General features: G+C 62.5%; 21 protein-coding genes and 1 riboswitch. Of the genes, 9 read left to right on the forward strand and 12 right to left on the reverse strand.

The genetic code is table 11. From position 1 onward, the window contains the following. Positions 1–5: 5 nt before the first annotated feature. From RA302_RS05845 to RA302_RS05865, 5 genes are all read right to left on the reverse strand, one after another. Positions 6–779, reverse strand: coding sequence for an ABC transporter ATP-binding protein (locus tag RA302_RS05845; protein ID WP_166501925.1), 774 nt, complete (start codon positions 777–779; stop codon positions 6–8). Next, positions 776–1,816 carry an iron chelate uptake ABC transporter family permease subunit gene (locus RA302_RS05850; protein WP_166501926.1) on the reverse strand — a complete coding sequence of 347 codons (1,041 nt, stop codon included), beginning with the start codon at positions 1,814–1,816 and terminating at the stop codon, positions 776–778. The genes RA302_RS05845 and RA302_RS05850 overlap by 4 nt, the downstream gene beginning before the upstream one ends. Next, positions 1,813–2,565: a class I SAM-dependent methyltransferase gene (locus RA302_RS05855; RefSeq protein WP_021343123.1), complete on the reverse strand. Its 753-nt coding sequence runs from the start codon at positions 2,563–2,565 to the stop codon at positions 1,813–1,815. Before RA302_RS05855 ends, RA302_RS05850 begins: the two co-directional genes overlap by 4 nt. Then, on the reverse strand, positions 2,566–3,579 hold the full coding sequence (locus tag RA302_RS05860; protein WP_166501927.1) for an ABC transporter substrate-binding protein: 1,014 nt from the start codon (positions 3,577–3,579) through the stop codon (positions 2,566–2,568). It abuts the gene before it with no gap. 57 nt (positions 3,580–3,636) lie between these two features. Continuing rightward, positions 3,637–3,818: riboswitch (cobalamin riboswitch) on the reverse strand. Positions 3,819–3,858: 40 nt separating this feature from the next. Beyond that, positions 3,859–4,716, reverse strand: a complete 858-nt coding sequence (locus tag RA302_RS05865) for an SIP domain-containing protein (RefSeq protein WP_166501928.1) — start codon at positions 4,714–4,716, stop codon at positions 3,859–3,861. Between the two features lie 482 nt (positions 4,717–5,198). Between RA302_RS05865 and RA302_RS05870 the strand changes: the two genes are divergently transcribed. Further along, positions 5,199–5,990: an SDR family oxidoreductase gene (locus RA302_RS05870; RefSeq protein ID WP_029254632.1), complete on the forward strand. Its 792-nt coding sequence runs from the start codon at positions 5,199–5,201 to the stop codon at positions 5,988–5,990. A gap of 52 nt (positions 5,991–6,042) precedes the next feature. On the opposite strand, the gene RA302_RS05875 is transcribed toward RA302_RS05870, so the two are convergent. Then, complete coding sequence (locus tag RA302_RS05875) at positions 6,043–7,383, reverse strand: DUF1254 domain-containing protein (RefSeq protein ID WP_238054141.1); 1,341 nt, start codon at positions 7,381–7,383, stop codon at positions 6,043–6,045. Between the two features lie 99 nt (positions 7,384–7,482). Here RA302_RS05875 and RA302_RS05880 point away from each other — a divergent pair, with 99 nt between their 5' ends. The 4 genes from RA302_RS05880 (at position 7,483) to RA302_RS05895 (ending at position 10,039) form a co-directional block, all read left to right on the forward strand. Further along, complete coding sequence (locus RA302_RS05880; RefSeq protein ID WP_166501929.1) at positions 7,483–7,884, forward strand: nuclear transport factor 2 family protein; 402 nt, start codon at positions 7,483–7,485, stop codon at positions 7,882–7,884. A 164-nt stretch (positions 7,885–8,048) separates the two neighbouring features. Then, entirely contained in the window at positions 8,049–8,204 is a 156-nt protein-coding gene (locus RA302_RS05885) for a DUF6131 family protein (protein WP_003945564.1), read from the forward strand. Positions 8,205–8,340: 136 nt separating this feature from the next. After that, the gene (locus RA302_RS05890) at positions 8,341–8,817 is read left to right on the forward strand and encodes a hypothetical protein (protein ID WP_019747223.1); all 477 of its coding nucleotides are present in this window, start codon (positions 8,341–8,343) and stop codon (positions 8,815–8,817) included. 64 nt (positions 8,818–8,881) lie between these two features. Beyond that, on the forward strand, positions 8,882–10,039 hold the full coding sequence (locus RA302_RS05895; protein ID WP_029254636.1) for an AI-2E family transporter: 1,158 nt from the start codon (positions 8,882–8,884) through the stop codon (positions 10,037–10,039). A 7-nt stretch (positions 10,040–10,046) separates the two neighbouring features. On the opposite strand, the gene RA302_RS05900 is transcribed toward RA302_RS05895, so the two are convergent. Beyond that, complete coding sequence (locus tag RA302_RS05900) at positions 10,047–10,262, reverse strand: hypothetical protein (protein WP_019747225.1); 216 nt, start codon at positions 10,260–10,262, stop codon at positions 10,047–10,049. Between the two features lie 187 nt (positions 10,263–10,449). Here RA302_RS05900 and RA302_RS05905 point away from each other — a divergent pair, with 187 nt between their 5' ends. Next, on the forward strand, positions 10,450–10,719 hold the full coding sequence (locus RA302_RS05905; RefSeq protein WP_007734706.1) for a DUF4235 domain-containing protein: 270 nt from the start codon (positions 10,450–10,452) through the stop codon (positions 10,717–10,719). Between the two features lie 22 nt (positions 10,720–10,741). On the opposite strand, the gene RA302_RS05910 is transcribed toward RA302_RS05905, so the two are convergent. Next, positions 10,742–11,149, reverse strand: a complete 408-nt coding sequence (locus tag RA302_RS05910; RefSeq protein WP_019747226.1) for a Rid family hydrolase — start codon at positions 11,147–11,149, stop codon at positions 10,742–10,744. Positions 11,150–11,260: 111 nt separating this feature from the next. Between RA302_RS05910 and RA302_RS05915 the strand changes: the two genes are divergently transcribed. Beyond that, a complete protein-coding gene (locus RA302_RS05915) occupies positions 11,261–11,476 on the forward strand; it encodes a BldC family transcriptional regulator (RefSeq protein ID WP_019747227.1) in 216 nt (71 codons plus the stop codon). Positions 11,477–11,547: 71 nt separating this feature from the next. Here RA302_RS05915 and RA302_RS05920 read toward each other — a convergent pair whose 3' ends face one another. Genes RA302_RS05920 through RA302_RS05930 form a run of 3 tightly spaced genes read right to left on the reverse strand, consistent with a single transcriptional unit; the run spans position 11,548 to position 14,170 of the window. Beyond that, positions 11,548–12,747, reverse strand: coding sequence for an acetyl-CoA C-acetyltransferase (locus RA302_RS05920; RefSeq protein WP_020906492.1), 1,200 nt, complete (start codon positions 12,745–12,747; stop codon positions 11,548–11,550). After that, positions 12,744–13,406, reverse strand: a complete 663-nt coding sequence (locus RA302_RS05925; RefSeq protein WP_020906493.1) for a 3-oxoacid CoA-transferase subunit B — start codon at positions 13,404–13,406, stop codon at positions 12,744–12,746. The genes RA302_RS05920 and RA302_RS05925 overlap by 4 nt, the downstream gene beginning before the upstream one ends. Beyond that, a complete protein-coding gene (locus RA302_RS05930) occupies positions 13,403–14,170 on the reverse strand; it encodes a CoA transferase subunit A (protein WP_153211317.1) in 768 nt (255 codons plus the stop codon). Before RA302_RS05930 ends, RA302_RS05925 begins: the two co-directional genes overlap by 4 nt. 167 nt (positions 14,171–14,337) lie before the next feature. Between RA302_RS05930 and RA302_RS05935 the strand changes: the two genes are divergently transcribed. Beyond that, complete coding sequence (locus RA302_RS05935; protein ID WP_166501930.1) at positions 14,338–15,117, forward strand: IclR family transcriptional regulator; 780 nt, start codon at positions 14,338–14,340, stop codon at positions 15,115–15,117. Here the strand turns inward: RA302_RS05935 and RA302_RS05940 are convergent. Then, positions 15,114–15,716 (reverse strand): XRE family transcriptional regulator, encoded by a 603-nt coding sequence (locus RA302_RS05940; RefSeq protein WP_019747537.1) that lies wholly within the window; start codon positions 15,714–15,716, stop codon positions 15,114–15,116. The genes RA302_RS05935 and RA302_RS05940 overlap by 4 nt on opposite strands. Before the next feature lie 110 nt (positions 15,717–15,826). On the opposite strand from RA302_RS05940, the gene RA302_RS05945 reads away from it, so the two are divergent. Then, positions 15,827–17,233, forward strand: coding sequence for an MFS transporter (locus RA302_RS05945; RefSeq protein ID WP_166501931.1), 1,407 nt, complete (start codon positions 15,827–15,829; stop codon positions 17,231–17,233). Positions 17,234–17,291 lie beyond the last annotated feature (58 nt).

Genomic DNA, 17,291 nt, shown 5'->3' on the forward strand with positions numbered 1-17,291 from the left:
TGCGTCTAATCCGAGCTGGGTGGAAGGTATCTCACGGTGGGTGCTCCGCCGGGACCGTCCAGGCGGACTTCGGCATCGACCTGGTAGACCTCGGCTATCAGGTCGGCGGTGAGGACCTCGGTCGGGCTTCCGTGGGCAACGATGGAGCCACGGTTCAGCATCACTATCGAATCGCAGAACATGGCGGCCAGATTCAGATCGTGCAATGCCATGATCGTGGTGGTGGGCAGGCGACGCACGAGCGCGAGCAATTCGAGTTGATGGTTGATGTCCAGGTGATTGGTCGGTTCGTCGAGCAGCAACTCGTGAGGTTCCTGAGCGAGGGCGCGCGCGATCTGCACGCGTTGGCGCTCCCCGCCGGACAGGGTGTGCCACGACCGGTCGAGCATCCCGGAGAGGTTGGTGTGTTCGATCGCCGCGCGGACGGCGTCGCGGTCGGAACCTGAATGCCCGCCCCACAATCCGCGGTGCGGGGTGCGTCCCAATTCGACGACCTCGGCTACCGTCAGGTCGATCTCCGTGTTGCTGTGCTGATCGACGGTGGCAATCCGACGCGCGACATCTCGGCGTTTCCAGTCAGGCAACGGAGTTCGGTCCAGAGTCACCTCCCCGATTGTCGGACGGTTCTGCCCGGCAAGCAGTTTCAGCAGTGTCGATTTTCCCGAACCGTTGGGGCCGAGAAGCCCCACCGTACTTCCGACGGTGGGGGACACGTCGAGGGCGTCGACTATGAGCGCCCCGCCGACCCGCCAGCTGACGCCGGCCGCTTCGAGTGTCATGGCCTGGCCTTTCGTCTCCAGAGGATGACGGCAAACGCAGGCACGCCGACCAACGCGGTTACCACACCGGCCGGGAGTTCCTGCGGCGCAATGGCTGTACGTGCCACAGCGTCGACCCAGACCAGGAAGATCGAGCCGATCAGTGCGGACGCGGGCAGCAGTCGCCGATGGCTCGGACCGACGAGAGCCCGTGCCGCATGCGGGAGGACGAGGCCCACAAAGCCGATGGCGCCTGCGACGCTCACGATCACCGCCGTCATCAAAGCTGTTGCCAACAACAGGGTCACGCGCACTCGCCACACGTTCACCCCCAGCGACGACGCCGCGTCCTCGCCGAAGGCAAAGGCGTCGAGTGCGCGGGAGTGAGTCAGACAGACCACGAGGCCGACGGCGACCACCGCAGCGCAGAGCGCGACGTCGAGCCAGTCGGCGCCGCCGAGTGAGCCCAGGAGCCAGAACATCACGCCGCGAGTCTGCTCGGGATCGGCCGAGGTGATCACGATGAACGAGGTGAGCGCCGAGAACAGTTGGGTCGCGGCGACTCCGGCCAGGATCACCCGATCCGGCGTGCCGCCGGCCGCATGGGCGAGCAGCAACACAAGGGCGAAGGAGATCACCGCGCCGATGAAGGCGCCGCTCGACAAGCCGATCACCCCCGACCCGACTCCGAGGATCACGATCAGTACGGCACCGGTCGAGGCGCCGGACGAGATACCGAGGACAAATGGATCAGCCAGTGGATTGCGAAGCAGAGACTGCATGATCGCCCCGCACAGCCCGAGGCCCGCACCGCAGAGCGCGGCGAGCAGAGTACGGGGCAGACGAAGATCCCACACGATGCCGTCGCGGATAGGGGTGACGTCCGCCGCGGTACCGCCGAGATGGCCGACGATGATCGAGGCCACCTCACCGACCGACAGACCGGCCGGCCCCAACGTGATCGCCACGGCGGCCGACCCGGCCAGCGTGACAACACCGATCACCCACAGCAGGGTGACGGTCGTCGGGTTGTCACGCAGGCGAACTCTTGTCGTCATCTCACGCCGTAGACCACGTAGTCGTCGAACAGTTGCCAGACCGTTCCCGACTCTCGAAAACCTGCTTGCGCGAGCGCCGCCAACTGGAAGTCGACGGCAGTGGGCGCGATAGCGTCGCGTCCGGCGAATCTGCGCTCACGCTCGTCGGTCAGTGGTCCGATGCCGGGAGTTGCCCGCAACTCCTCCCACCAGCTGTCCCACTCGGGAGCGCCGGCAGCAAAGGCGGAGCGTTGCGTCTGCTCGTCGTGAGCCTTCGCCCATCGACCGATGACGGGGGAGCGGCTGTCGAAGCGAAAGTGATCACCGTTGAGCAGGACTCCGTCAGGACTCAGCAGTTCGCGGCACTGCCGGTACACCTCGACGAGCTGTTGCGGTTGTAACCAGTGCAGCGCAGTTGTCGACACTATCGCCTGCACCGGTGCAGTCACCGAAGTCGGCCAATCGGTGCTCAGCAGGTCTGCGTCGACCAGCTGCAGTCGGTCACCGAAACGAGTCGACGACTGACGGGCGACTTCCAGCAGCATCGGGTCGTAATCGATCCCCACAACGCTCGCGTGCTTGAACTTCTCGAGGATCCGGGCGCTCAGTGAGCCCGGTCCGCAGGCCAGGTCGACAACCGTGAACGGGGTGTGCGCGTACTGCAATTCGAGAACGTCGAGAATCGCGTCGAATCGCTTTTCGCGGTCGGCGATGTATGCCGCCTGCTGGTCGTCCCACTGACGCACCAGTTCACTGATCTCCGCGGACATCTAGACCACACCCAACTGGCGCAGCCCGTCGGAGAGCTGTTCGATGCCACCGACATTGCGGATCGAGGGATCCATCGTCGTTCCCTCGAGGATGATGTAACGCTTGTTCTTCACTGCGGTGAGCTTGCTGGCGACCGGGTCCGATTCGAGGAACGCGATCTTGTCTGCGGCACTGTCGCCGTCTCCGCCGCGGTCGAGATCTGCGAGCACCAGCACGGTCGGGTCTCGATCGAGCACACTCTCCCAACCGATTTCGGGCCAGTACTGTTTGTTGTCGTCGAAGGCGTTCTTCGCGCCCACCGCGTCGGTCATGATTCCCGGTGCACCGCAGCACCCGGCGAAGTACGGAGTCTTCGTGGCTGCGTACCACCACGCCAGCGTCACGTTTTCGGCTCCCAGCGACGCCGTGGCGGTGGCCGCGCGATCCTTCAAACTCTCGGTCAGCTCGACACCTTTGTCCTTGACGTCGAACAGTGTTGCCACGTCGCCGATTTCGGCGTACAAGTCGTCGAGTGTGAGGGCCTTGCTCTGCTCGGCATCCTGACCGGTGCACTCGCTGGGCGACTGGTACGTCGCGACCCCGAGGTCGGTGAACTTGGTCCGGTCGGCGATGCCTTCCGAGGTGAACGTGTAATTGAAGGTCGTGTAGACCATGTCCGGTTCGCGTTCGAGGACACTCTCGAAGGACGGGAACTCGGTGTCGAAAGCTTGAACCTGACCGCGTGCCTCACGTAACTCGGGGAGTACGTCGTCGTCGCTCATGGCGTAGCCGGCCATCCGGTCCTGCACTCCCAGTGCGAACAGCATTTCGGCCGCAGGCTGATTTACCGCGATCGCCCGTTCGATCGGTCGCTCCACCGTGACGTCTCGGCCACAGTTCTGGACTGTCACGCGCGATTGTTCGGAAGAGTTGGATTGTCGGGCAGCACTGTCGTCGGAGGAGCAGGCAACCAACGACGTGCTCAACAAGGCCGCGACGGCAGCGGCGGGTAGGCGAAGTCTGGACAGGCGCATGGAATCTCGTTCTCGCAGGGGCTCGTTCGCGGAGCCCGTTACCGTGTGAACAGGCGCCTGTTGACCCCTGCTGCCAGCCGGTATTCGGACTCGAGATCGCCCCACCCGAGCGCCTTCCCAGATTTTCATCCAGTGGCGTAAGCCCGGGCGGTCACCCTCACCGCTGCGCGTCAGTTCCGGATTCACACCGGATTCCCTGACCCCCTGTGTGGAGGTCCGCTGGCACAGAGGAACTTATCACCGCAGTGCACGGCCGGTCAGGTCGGCCGGTGTACGCGATCAGATCTCGATGGCCAGGTCGTCGATGTCGGTCAGGGTTCCACCGCCGGCGAGGATTCGCTCGTAGTTCTCGCGCCGACGGAGGTCGATTTCGGTGTTGCTGATGCCGCGCTTCCAGTAACCGAATATCGCGACGTCGTCTTTGTCGAGTCCGACGGTCGACCGAAAGTGCTTACGGATTGCGCGCATCTCGTTGCGTTCACCGGCTCCCCACACGACGTAGCTCGCGGGATCGGCGAGCTCGCGTGCTCGTACCGCCAGTGGGCCGTCGGGCTCGGCGAGATCTGCGCTCACGCGGTGAAGCTCCAGGCCGGGGAGGGCGGGCAGTTCGGCGAAAGCGACCTCGTCATCTGTTGTGACCCAGCCGATTCCGACCACGTCGGTAGGTAGCTGCTCGATGATCGAGTACAGCGCAGGTATTGCGGTGCCGTCCAGAAAAAGTGCGATCCGTCGACCGGGAACGTCGGGGACCAAGAAGTGTGGTCGCGGACCGGTGAGACCGAAGGTGTCACCGATGGCCAACGCCGCTGCCCACCTCATCATCGGGCTGGTCTGTCCGTGCAGGACCACGTCGATGACGATCGATCCGGCTACAGAATCGTAGGAACGCACCGTGTACACACGCGAAGCGTCGTCGAAATTGGGCCCGAGATTCATACGTACGGTGACGTTCGGGCGTGACCAGGTCGGATCGTCGGTCGACTCCGTCAAATGAGCCGTGATCCGCAGCAGGTGGTCGCTCGGTCGCTCCATTGCTTCGACGACGGCGAGAACGTCGTTGAGTCCGCGATTGTGGTCAGCGGTTCGTAGGACGCTCGCCCGGGGAGTTGTTGTGCTCGTGGCGTCTGTATGTGTCATGGACTGTGCTCCTGGATCGGGTTTTCGAGATGCCATCAGGTTAGTGCTGCCTAAGTCGGCAAAGTTGTCCAGAAGTGACATCTGATTACCTGAATCAAACCTGCGTCGCGGACAACGCGTTTGAGCGACTTGTACTCGCGCTGCTACGGTGCCTGTGATGTCCATACGCCGCTGTACTCTCGATTCCGGCCGTGCACTGCGCACGGCCCGATTCGGCGTAGCGACATTCCGCCGGGGGCGTAAGGCGATCGACCGCCGCCCCTCTGGTCTTGTCTGGATCGAAAGAGCCTTGGCCGCACCGGCCGGATCCGTCTGACATTCGCCACTTCGGCGAGCATTACCTCGCTGAGATTTCGCAGTGCCACACCTGTTGCAGTGCTGCGTATTTCCCGTACCTGAAGTTTCTCGCGGGTGAGTTGTGAGTGTCGGCGCCGCCGAGCCTGGATTACCAGCCAACTCGTTTTCGTGAAAGGTACACAGCAATGAATCGTTTCGAAGGTCGTCGTATTCTCGTCACCGGCGCAGGATCTGGAATCGGGCAGGCCACCGCGCTGCGGTTGCTCGCCGAAGGTGGCCGCGTGGTCGCTGCCGACATCTCCGAGAAGGGTCTGGCAGACACCCGGAAGTCGGCTGAACATGCCTCGACGGAGGGTCGTCTCGACACCGTCGTCGTCGATATCGGTGACGAGAGTTCCGTCATCACGGTTGTGGGTCAGGCAATTTCGGCTCTCGGGGGATTGGACGTACTGGTCAACGCCGCCGGGATATTGCGAGGCGGGCACACCCACGAGACCTCACTGGACTTGTGGAATCAGGTGATCTCCGTGAACTTGACCGGCACCTTCCTCGTCACTCGTCAGGCACTGCCAGCTCTCCTGTCCACCGGCAACGCAGTGGTGGTGAATTTCAGCTCCACCTCCGCAGCCTTTGCGCACCCGTACATGGCCGCATATGCGGCGAGTAAGGGAGGAATCCAGTCCTTCACTCACGCACTGGCTCTCGAATACGGCAAGCAGGGTCTGCGCGCCGTCGCGGTAGCTCCGGGCAGTGTGAAGAGCGGGATCACCGACACCACGGCGTCGTACCTGCCGGAAGACACCGACTGGTCGCTCTTCGGCAAGCTGTCGCCAATTCTGAGCACTGATCTGGAGTCCGGTGGTGCTCCCATGGCCGGGCCGGAAAGTGTTGCGGGAGTTATCGCGATGCTGGCATCCGACGATGGTGCCTTCATCACCGGCACGGAGATCCGTGTCGACGGCGGCACGCACGCCTGATTCTGTGTCCGTCTGACGGCCTGGCCTGGGGCAGGCCGTCAGACGTGAGCCGTCATTCTCGCGAGCGAGTGATAGCGGGGACGACGTAGGACTGATCGAGTACGGCGGGCGAAGGTTCGTACATTCTCAGGACCGGTCGGAAGTCTCCGCGCGGGCAGGGGAGCCAGTTCGCCTTCGCCGTGGCATCTTTCGGCTCCTCGTGACTGATTGTGATCGTCAACGCACCGTCGGCGTCGTGGACGATGCCGGGAGTGCGGTCGCCGATCGAGTATCGGTCGATGGGGTTCGCCACGAGGAAGAAGTCCGGCACCGAGTACATCGTCAGCGACCAGAAGGCGCTCACCGGCGGAGTGGGGTCGAGTCTGATCGTGTAGGTGCGGTTTCCGTTCAATTGCGTTCCCTGATCGTCGACGTAGGTCATGATGTACGCCGCTTCGTAGGGGTGGTTGCCCCACAGCCCGCCCTTGGCCGCCGCCGCTCGTTCGATGATTCGCAACCTGGGATCGGCGATCTTGAATTGTGGATCGTCGATTGCGCCGACCTCGAAGTACTCGAGGTTGTAGTCGAAGGCGTGGAAAGTCAGCTTCCAGCCGTTGGCCTCGGGGCTGGAGCCGTGCGTGAGTGCTTCGTGCAGATTCTTCTCTCCGGCGGTCAACCCGTCTGCGAGCGCCGCAGCGTCGTCGGCAGACAGCGATACATAGGGAGAGGCCCCGTGCTCGGTGACTCCGATCGGTGAGAACGAATCCTGGAGTTCTCGATCGCGCGGGGCCGGCGGAAAGGCCTGCGACCAGATGCGGAGTTTCTCGAGGAAGAGGAGGTCCTGGCTGACCTCGGAGTCGGGGACCGGTAGACCGGCCGGAGCCCGGGCGGAGTCGACGACGGTCAGGGTGGTGGCGTCCTGCAAGGCGTGCACGGCGGGGAGGTCGTCGTCGCCGCCGCACGCCCACCGACCGACGATCGATGCAACGGTCGTGGGAAATCTGATCACTGTGGTCTGGGTGGTCGGGGTTCCGGTCCAGGTGGGTGGGACGAGAAGGAAGTCTCCGCTCTTGGTGCCGGTGGCACGGTGCCCGACGTAAGCGAAATTGTTTGTCCAGGCGTCGACGAACTGGAGGACGTAGTAACGGCCATCGGTATCGGGGACGTGCAGCGCAACGGGGCCGACAGAAAGGTCGATCTGCGCCATGGAATACACGGTGTCGTTGTTGATCGTGACAAAAGTATCTGCCGGGCCGGCGAGTGTGCGGGCGTGACTGAAGGTGTTGAAAGGTGCGGCGGGGTTCGCTCCGACACCGTCGTGAACGTACCGATGGACCTGGTCGAGATTGAAAACGAGGGGAAATCCGTAGATGTACGCCTGAGCTGCAAGCTCGGTGCGACTGGTGTCTGTCATCTCTGCCCTCTCGTAGTTCGTCGGTTCGACGTCCACCTTGCGGGAACCCTGCCGTCGAGGCATCACCCGCCGAGGGTGACGACGGTAGAGGGAGAGGCCATGTCGGATCAGGAAACAGCGGTGCTGACTGCAACTGCAGACGAGCGGAACGTCGCGATGTGCTCGAACGACGCCGAACGGATCGGCGACTTCATGGCCGACGACTGGGTGATCGTCTCGGAATCCGGGGTATCCACCAAGGCGGAGTTTCTGGGTTTCGTGGCCTCTGGCGACCTGACTCATTCGGCGATGGATCGCGTCGGGCGCGCTCGCGTGCGTTTCTTCGGTGACGTTGCGCTTTTCACCACGCGGATCACCAATACTGCGCACTACGACGGAAGGCAGTACGACGCCGAGGAGTGGACCACCGACGTGTTCGCCCGGCGAGACGGTCGTTGGCGCTGCGTGTTGAGCCACATCACGCCGGCCGTCGAGGCCAAGATCGAAGGCATCGAACCGTGAGGGATAAGAAAAAGAAAGGCCAATGTTTTAACGCCGACATTATTGGGTAGTAATACGAGTTTCGTATTGATGATGTCGATTATCGGATTTCTTGATTGTGAAGTTTTTGTAGTAGCGTCAGTTGAGTAGATCATTTCTATACGCATACCGGATGAGGTTCTCACATGATTGTTCTCGGCATTATTCTGGCGTTGATCGGCTTTTTCACGGGGTTGAGCATTCTGACCACCGTCGGCATCATTTTGGTCGTCGTAGGTGCAGTTTTGTCCATCCTCGGTGCTACCGGGCGTGCAGTGGGCGGACGAAAAGTCTGGTATTGATCGATACTGCGCGAGTAGCTGAGAAGGCGGTACCTGATCTCTTCGGAGATCGAGTACCGCTTTTTCGTTCTCCAATTGATTTTCGGTGTCTCTACCCGAAAGTATCGCTCTGAGCTGCGTCGGGTAAACATGAAGGATGCTTTCTCGAGATCATGCGGAAGAGAAACCTGTGGAGAGATTCAGGTTTCCTCGCAGATGGAATCAAGTTGACGAGTCACGCCGCGGTTTGGTGTTGGCGTGGGTGGCCTTCACACTGACGTTCGGTGGAGCACGTCTGGTGACCTGGTTGATCCAGATCGACACCAGGGACGTCGGCGACATCAGTGCCGGTGGGACGCACCTTCACCATTACCTGTGGGGAATTCTCCTGTTGGCCGGGGTGGCGATCTTCGGACTCGTAGACCGAAGCCCTCGCGCACGAACATGGATGGGCATCGCGTTGGGTATTGCACTCGGGCTCATCGTCGACGAGGCCGCGTTGCTGATCACTCTCGACGACGTCTACTGGCAGAGCGACGGCTGGCCCAGTATCGCCATCGCAGTGTCGATCATCGGAGTTGTGGGAACCGGGCTCGCACTGACCCGAAGCGGAGCGGAGAGGCCTCGAGGTTGATCCGACTACGGCACGGGTACTCACTCCCATGCCGGGAAGTCGCGCGGATCGTGAGGTGGCTTGAATGGATCCCAGTTCCGCAGACCGTTCACCGGACTCCGAAAGTGAAGTCCAAGCCGTAGATCCGATGGCGGAAGCGGAACGCGAAGCCGCAGCATTGGCGACGCCTGTCCGGCCGCTGGGTGAGCCCGGACCGAGATTCGACCGTCGGTCACCGTTCTTCATCGGTCTGAGCGCCGCGGCCGGAGTTGCCGTGACTTATGCGGTGATCGAAGTGCTGCTTGCGGCGCGAGGCATGCTGATCCTGATCGTGGTCGCGCTGTTTCTCGCGGTGGGCATCGAACCGATGATCGTCTGGCTGGAGCGGAGACATTTCCGGCGCTGGATCGCAGTCACCGTGGTACTCCTCGGAATTGCAGTGATGTTGGCGCTGTTTCTCGTTGCTGCGATCACCCCGCTGGTCGAGCAGGGACGTCAGTTTGCATCGCACGCTCCCGAACTCCTGACACACATTCGTGACCGGTACCCGATCGTCAACGACCTCGACGAGAAGTATCACCTCGAGCAGCACCTCACCACACAACTGGATGGTTCGGGTTCTGCGCTCGCGACGGGTTTGCTCGGTGCGGGGCGGGCGGTGTTCAGCGCAGTCGCCGACGCCGGAATCGTTGCTGTTCTGACGACGTACTTCTTGATCGACTATCCACGAATCCGCACGAATCTGTATCGGCTGGTGCCACATTCGCGGCGGCCCCGAGCCATCGCCATCGGTGATCAGATACTGGCAGGTGTGGGTGGGTACGTCCTCGGCAATGTTCTGATCTCCGTGATCACCGCAGTGTGCACCTTCGCGTGGTTGTTGATCTTCGACGTGCCGTACCCATTGATCCTGGCGCTGCTGGTCGCTCTGCTCGATCTGATCCCGATAGTCGGTTCCACGATCGCAGGGGTTATCGTCGCTCTGGTCTCCCTGACAGTCTCTGTCCCAACGGCATTGGCGACAGTTGCATTCTTCATCGCGTTACGTCTGCTCGAGGACTACCTGCTCGTTCCGAAGATCATCGGGAAGACGGTAGCGGTCCCGGCGTTGGTGACTGTAGTCGCGGTCCTGTTGGGCGGAGCGTTGCTCGGTATTGTCGGTGCGTTGCTGGCGATTCCGGTCGCTGCGGCCTTGCTGTTGCTCGCAAGAGAAACGCTCTTCCCTCGCCTCGACGCTTCTTGACCGGTTTCTATCGGACGCTTCGCGCGCGACGCCGCGAACCAGGATTCGGCTTGGGGCACATCCGAGTCGGGATGGTTTCCCCTTCGTCGGTGATACGGAATACCGATACTTTCTCGCTACACCCGTGATTCAGATCGACCGCGTATGCGATGGCAGCGCGATCCGAGACGAAATCTTCCATCACCGTAGTACCGTCCGGTAGTTCGATTCTGTAGTTTTCCATGACTTACACAACCTTCTTTCGCTAAGACGATCCTACCCGGCCCGCGAAATGGCAAACCGTGGAACATAACGTGCGACAGTCAACTTCGCGCCGCGCCGGTGCAATGTTTCGACAGTTCACCTGCGGGGTAGTGAGAGTCGGTCAGCCCGCTCAGGCGGTACGAATCGAACCATGGAGGATCCGCGCAATGAGCGCAGTATCGAAAGCGATGTACAAGCCACTCTCACTGGCGACGAGCGTCCTCGGCGGCATTCTGGCCGGCGCCGTCTTCCAACAGGTGTGGAAGCGCATCGGTGACGACAAGAATGCGCCCGAGCCAAAAGATTTGAGCAGGTCGAGTAAGGAAGTCCTGATCGCCGCAGCCCTGCAGGGAGCCATCTTCGCTGTTGTGCGAGCCGCTGTGGATCGTGCGGGGGCAAAGGGCTACCAGGCCCTTGCTCACGAAGATCCCCGGTAGGAACGCCCGGTTCGGTTCGAGTTCAGTCGACGACGGCCGCGATTGCCTCGATCTCGACCAGTTGATCGTCGTAACCGAGAACGGTCACACCCATCAGAGTGCTTGGGGCGTCGTGATCACCGAACGCGTCGCGGACTACCTCCCACGCAGCAACGAGGTCGGCTTGATTGCTCGACGCCACCAGGACGCGGGTGTTGATCACGTCGGTGATGGACGCGCCCGCGTCCGAGAGAGCTGTTCTCAGGTTGTCGACGGCCTTGGCTGCCTGTCCTGCGTAGTCGCCGATGGCGGCAGTGGAGCCGTCCTCGTTCAACGGGCAGGATCCGGCCAGGAAGATCAGTCGAGCCTCGGCGGGAGCCGTTGCTGCATAGGCGTATTCAGCGACCGATGAGAGTGATGTGGAACGGATCAGAGTTACCGACTTCGACATATTTTCCCCAAGGAATAGTAAAGTTTTGCAGCGAGTCTTTCACGGCGCGCCAGGGGTTGCCAATTCATTGTCGGACCCATCCATCCGCGCTACGGCTACGAATCACTGTCAATGAGCCGAGAAGAAGAGCACGCAGCATCTGTCGACGAATGGCTGACAACCAAACAGGTTGCCGCACTGTTCCATGTCGACAGGACCACGGTGTCCAGGTGGGCGAGGGAGGGCAAGGTCGGCACTCTGAGAACGCTTGGCGGACATCGGAGATACCGACGTTCGGAGATCGAGACATTGTTGCGCAACCGCTCGACGACGCTTGATCCGAACTAGCCTCCGACATGAAACAGACAGGTCGCCGAGCACGATGAGGGCTCGGCGACCTGTCTGGTCAGCAGGAAGTATTACGCCTTGGGGACGCGGATGATGAGTGCGTCGCCTTGTCCGCCGCCGCCGCAGAGTGCGGCTGCGCCGATGCCGCCGCCGCGGCGTTGCAGTTCGAGGGCGAGGTGCAGGGCGATGCGGGCACCGGACATGCCGAGGGGGTGTCCGACGGCGATGGCGCCGCCGTTGACGTTGACCTTGGCGGGGTCGAGGCCGAGTTCGCGGGTGGAGGCGATCCCGACGGCGGCGAACGCTTCGTTGATTTCGACGAGGTCGAGGTCGGTGGGGTCGATGCCTTCCTTGGCGCAGGCCTTGGCGATGGCGCGGGCGGGTTGGGACTGGAGGGTGGAGTCGGGTCCGGCGACGACGCCGTGGGCGCCGATTTCCGCGATCCAGGTCAGGCCGAGTTCTTCGGCTTTGGTTTTGCTCATCACGATCACGGCGGCGGCGCCGTCGGAGATCGGGGAGGCGGAGCCGGCGGTGATGGTGCCGTCCTTGCTGAACGCGGGACGCAGTTTGCCGAGGGATTCGGTGGTGGTGTCGGCGCGGATGCCTTCGTCCTGCGCGAAGACGATCGGCTCGCCCTTGCGTTGGGGGATGGAGACGGGGACTACTTCGTTGTCGAAGTAGCCGTCTTTCCAGGCGCGGGCCGCGTTCTGGTGTGAGGCGGCGGCGAAGGCGTCCTGCTCGGCGCGGGTGATGTGGGCGGTTTCTTGTTGGTTGACTTGTTCGGTGAGCAGGCCCATGGCCTGGTCGGTGAAGATGTCGTGGAGGCCGTCGTAGGCCATGTGGTCGCGGAGGGTGACGTCGCCGTATTTGAAGCCTTCGCGGCTTTTTTCGAGCATGTGGGGTGCGCGGGACATCGATTCCTGCCCGCCGGCGACGACGATGTCGAATTCGCCGGCGCGGATGAGTTGGTCGGCGAGGGCGATGGCGTCGATGCCGGAGAGGCACACTTTGTTGATGCTCAGGGCGGGGACGTTCATGGGGATGCCGGCGGCGACGGCGGCTTGGCGGGCGGGCATCTGGCCGGCGCCGGCGGTGAGGACCTGTCCCATGATGACGTAGTCGACTTGTTCGGGGGCGACTCCGGACTTGTCGAGGGCGCCTTTGATGGCGATGCCGCCGAGGTCGGACCCGGAGAGGTCTTTCAACGATCCGAGGAGTCGACCCATCGGGGTACGAGCTCCCGCAACAATCACAGTGGTCGTGTCGGTCATGCCAGTTCAACTTTCAGTTCGGTGCCGGTCGCGGCGACAACGTCTTCGACGCTGACATCGGGGGCGAGTTCACGCAGGACGAGTGGGCCTTCGTCGCTCACATCGATGACGGCGAGGTTGGTGATGATCCGATTCACCACGCCCTGGCCGGTCAGGGGCAGGGTGCATGCGTCGACGATCTTGGGGTTGCCGTCGCGGTCGTTGTGCTCCATGACGACGATGACACGCCGGGCACCGTGGACGAGGTCCATTGCGCCGCCCATTCCCTTGACCATCTTGCCGGGGACCATCCAGTTTGCGAGGTCACCCGTCTTCGACACCTGCATGCCGCCGAGAACGGCGGTGTCGATGTGGCCGCCGCGGATCATCCCGAACGAGAGGGCCGAATCAAAATATGCCGCACCGGGATTGACGGTCACGGTCTCCTTGCCGGCGTTGATGAGGTCAGGATCGACGTTGTCCTCGGTGGGATACGGTCCGGTGCCGAGAATTCCGTTCTCCGAGTGCAGGACCACACGAACGTCCGAGCCCAGGTATCCGGGAATCAGTGTGGGAAGACCGATTCCGAGATTGACGTACTCGCCGTCGATCATCTCTGCAGCCGCCCGCGCTGCCATCTGCTGGCGCGTCCAACCCGTCACTGTCACTGGTGCGGTCATCGTGAGGTTCCTTCCGAAGCGCTGACGGTTCGCTTTTCGATTCGCTTGTTCTGAGGGCCGGTGTGCACAATTCTCTGCACGAAGACTCCGGGCAGGTGCACCGATGCCGGGTCGATTTCACCGGGCTCGACCAGACGTTCCACCTGAGCAATGGTGACCCGTCCCGCCATCGCGGCGAGCGGGTTGAAGTTCATCGCGGTCTTGTCGAACACGAGGTTGCCGTCGGTGTCACCGAGAACAGCGTGCACGAGTGCGTAGTCGGCGTTGATCGCCTCTTCCATCACGTAACGCTTGGTTCCGAAGACGCGAGTCTCCTTCGGAGGCGATGCAATAGCGATCGAGCCGTCGGCGTCGTAGCGCCAGGGCATTCCGCCGTCGGAGATGGGGCTACCCACTCCGGCCGGTGTGAAGAATGCGGGGATTCCGGTTCCGCCGGCGCGCAGACGCTCGGCGAGCGTGCCCTGCGGCGTCAGTTCCACTTCGAGTTCGCCGGCCAGGTACTGCCGGGCGAACTCCTTGTTCTCACCGACGTACGACGCGGTCACCCGTCGGATACGTCCGGCGCTCAGCAAGATTCCGAGACCATGATCGTCGACGCCGCAGTTGTTGGAGAACACCTCGAGGTCGGTTGCACTCGTTGCTGCGATCGCGTCGATCAATACGTCGGGGATGCCGCACAAACCGAATCCGCCGACGGCCAGCGTTGCTCCGTCGACGATGTCGGCGACCGCGTCCGCCGCGGACTCGTACACCTTTGCTGTCATGTTTTCTCCCTGCCAAGCGTTCATTGAGTAGACACTCACTCACTTCGCTATCCAGTGAACTATCTCCAGTTCACAGGTTCAAGGGATCTTGAATATCAAGACAGAACTGATCGACTGCTGACCATCTGAAGGAAATTCGTTCACTGAATGGACGCTAGGATGAACTCATGCCTACTCACGAGCCATCACCGGCCATGGTCGCGCGGGTGGCGGCACTTCTGCGAGCCCTCGGCGCCTCTGAGCCAACGGGCATTTCCACCACGGAATTGGGCAAGGTCACCGGCCTCGCTCGGCCCACCGCGCACCGACTGCTCACGTCTTTGGCTGCCGAAGGACTGGTCGACCGTGACGCACGAACCGGTAGGTGGTCTCTCGGCCCGGAGTTGTACCTCCTGGGCGCCGCGGCAGGAAATCGGTACGACATCACCGACCGCGCTCGCGACATCGTCGACGACCTCGCCCGGGTCACGGGGGAGAGTGCATTCCTCTCGGCACGTCGCGGCGACGAGACCGTCTGCATCTTGAGTCAGGAAGGCAGTTTTCCGCTGCGATCTCACGTGCTGCACGAGGGGAAGCGATTCCCGTTGGGGGTCGCGTCGGCGGGGCTTGCCATCTTGAGCCACCTACCGACGCGGGACGTCGACGACTATTTCGCCCGAGTGAATCTGGAGTCGGAATGGGGTGAGATCCACAGTGAGGCATCAATCCGCGAGCGAATCGAGTCGACGCGTGTCACCGGCTATGCCGTCAATCCAGCCCTCATCGTCGAGGGAAGCTGGGGGATGGGTGCCGCGGTGTTCGACCGCAACGGGCGCCCGGACTGGGCGCTGAGCCTGACCGGAGTGGAAACCCGCTTTCGGCCCGCGCGTCATGCCGAGTTGGGAACGCTACTTCTCGAGTACGCTCATACGCTGTCGAACCGACTGAAAACGCATGCAGTGATCTAACTTTCGGGTACCGGTTCGTGCGCAGTAGTAGTTTTTGCCTTCGTGCGTACGTGCGCCTTTTCGCCCTGCGGGCCGAACAGATGCAAGATCTCCACGACCTGTTCATCGGCGGGCCCGAACCAATGGGGCTCGGCGGTGTCGAACTCCGCGACTTCACCGGGGTGCAGGACAACCTCGTTCGTACCCAGAATGAGACGCAGATCCCCAGCGAGCACGTAGAGCCATTCGTAGCCGGCGTGGGTGACGAGCTTCGGTGGACGTGGACCGATCACCTGTTTGAACACCTGCACCCGGCCCGGATAGCGCGTCAACGGAACGACGGCACTGCCGTTCTTGCGTCGGCTCGGGGTGAGATGGACCCGAGGATCGCCCGTGGCGGGAGCGCCGACGAGTTGGTCCAGCGCGACCCGGTGAGCACGCGCGAGCGGTAACAGCAGATCGAGGGTGGGACGACGCTTACCCGATTCGAGTCGCGACAGTGCGCTGACGGAGATGCCGGTGGCGTCGGACAGGGCCTCGAGGGTCAAATCGCGATCCCGACGAAGTGTGCGCAGTCTCGGCCCGATATCGGTAAGCAATTGCTCGAGTTCGGCGTCCATGCGCTCATCTTTGCAGTTTCTGCAAATTTCTTACCGGCTTCGCGGGCCGGGTTGCGACGATCCTTTCGACTGGCGAGCACGGCAGAACACGTCGAGAGATGGAGTCCGAGATGAAACCTTCGAGCGGGATCGACGAACCGCAAGTGATCGGACTTGACGCACGCCGCCGGTGGGGCATTCTGGCCATCTGCTGCACGAGCTTGTTCGTCGTCGGGTTGGACACGACCATCGTCAACGTCGCTCTCCCCGCGATCGGGGAGGGATTCGGCGTCGGAACCGTTGGTCTCGAATGGATCGTCAACGCGTACACACTCGTCTTGGCGAGCTTGCTGATCTCGTCCGGCGCCCTGGCCGACAGGTTTGGTAGAAGGCGGATCTTCCAGATCGGACTGGTCGTTTTCGGGGTGGCGTCGATCGTCTGCGCGCTGGCCCCGTCGGTGGGAGTTCTGATTGCGGCGAGGATCGCGCAGGGAGTCGGTGGGTCGATGCTCAGTCCGGTGGCCCTGGCGATCGTCGTCAACGTGATGACAGACCCGAAGGAGCGAGCCAAGGCGATCGGCGTGTGGGCTGCGGTCTTCGGTCTGAGCATGGCAGCAGGACCGATAGTCGGCGGAGTCCTCATCGAGAGCTTCGGCTGGCGATCCGTTTTCTGGATCAACGTGCCCGTCATCGCAGTCGTTCTCGTGCTGACCGCGGTGTTCGTACCGCAGTCCCGGGCTGAACAACCTCGACGTCTCGACTTACCGGGGCAGGTGCTTCTGATGGTCGTCGTGGGCGGATCCGTGGCTCTGCTCATCGAAGGCCCACGAATCGGGTGGCTGGCCTCCGGTGCAATCGCGGGTTACGTCGCCGTCGCTGCCGCGCTGGCAGCGTTCGTCCGCGTCGAATCGAGAAAGAGCGAGCCGCTCATGGACCCCTCGCTGTTTCGGCACCGGCCGTTCACCGCGGCAGTCCTCGGCGCGATCGTGGTGTTCGTGGCTCTCAACGCGACGCTGCTTCTGGGCACCTTCTACCTTCAACAGGCGCGTGAAATGACTCCCGCCGCAGCGGGCGCGATGACACTACCGATGGCAGTCGCGGCAACCATCTGTGCGCCGTTGTCGGGGATTCTCGTCGGGCGCTTCGGTGCACGATCGCCGTTGCTGATCGCCGGAAGCTTCACCGCGCTCGGCGGACTGTGCCTGGTCTCTCTCGACAACAGCACAGGCACTTCGACGTTGCTCGTCGCGTACCTGTTCCTCGGTATCGGCTTCGGTTTCTCGAATGCTCCGATCACCAACACCGCCGTCAACGGACTACCGAGATCGCAGGCAGGCCTTGCCGGCGGGATCACCTCCAGTGCAAGGCAGTTCGGCGCTGCTCTCGGTGTGGCGCTGGCCGGCGGCATGATCGCAGGCAGCGCACAATCAGACATCGCCGAGGCATCGAGAGCGGGTTGGATCCTTGTTGTCGCCTGTGGGCTCGTGGTTCTTGTCATCGCCCTGGCGTCGGGAGGTTCCGAGAAGACGAAGGGGTGAGGAGCGTGAGTTCACCCTGCGCGGGTGATTCCAACGCCGCTGCCGCCGGATAGAGATT

It is taken from the genome of Rhodococcus sp. DN22 (assembly GCF_036669995.1).
GTDB classification, from domain to species: Bacteria; Actinomycetota; Actinomycetes; order Mycobacteriales; family Mycobacteriaceae; genus Rhodococcus_F; species Rhodococcus_F erythropolis.